The following is a 578-nucleotide window of genomic DNA, read 5'->3' as shown; positions in this document are numbered from 1 at the left end:
TTAAAGGCAACTAAAGACATCTCAATAAAACTAAAAGCAGGCGAAACTCTTGGTATCGTCGGCGAAAGCGGCAGCGGAAAAACCACCCTCGGCCTCGCTTTACTTAGACTTCAGCAATGTGAAGGTGAGATATTCTTTGAAGGTAAGCCCACTCACAATCTTGACCAACAAGCATTCCGCCCCTTCCGAAAAGAAATGCAAATTGTCTTTCAGGACCCCTATGGCAGCCTCAGTCCTCGCATGTCAATTATGCAAATCATTAACGAGGGCTTAGAAATACATAACATTGGAACTCCTGACGAACGAGAACAAATAATCATTAAAGTGCTCGAAGAGGTCGAACTCGACCCGGGCATGCGCCATCGTTATCCACACGAGTTTTCCGGTGGACAAAGGCAACGAATTGCAATTGCACGAGCGCTCGTCCTTAAGCCCAAGCTAATAATACTCGACGAGCCAACATCTGCTTTAGATCGTACTGTCCAAAACCAAGTGATAGATTTGCTGAGACACCTTCAGGAAAAGTACCAAATCGCCTACTTATTCATTAGTCACGACCTCGCAGTCGTACGAGCATT

1 protein-coding gene is annotated in these 578 nt (G+C 45.7%); it reads left to right on the top strand.

All coding sequences use genetic code 11. From position 1 onward, the window contains the following. A partial coding sequence (locus A3763_RS20635) for an ATP-binding cassette domain-containing protein (protein ID WP_156495222.1) occupies positions 1-578 on the top strand: 578 nt, incomplete at both ends.

It is taken from the genome of Oleiphilus sp. HI0128 (assembly GCF_001635365.1).
The sequence above is the reverse complement of the archived record's forward strand: the minus strand, read 5'-3'. Positions and strand labels throughout refer to the sequence as shown.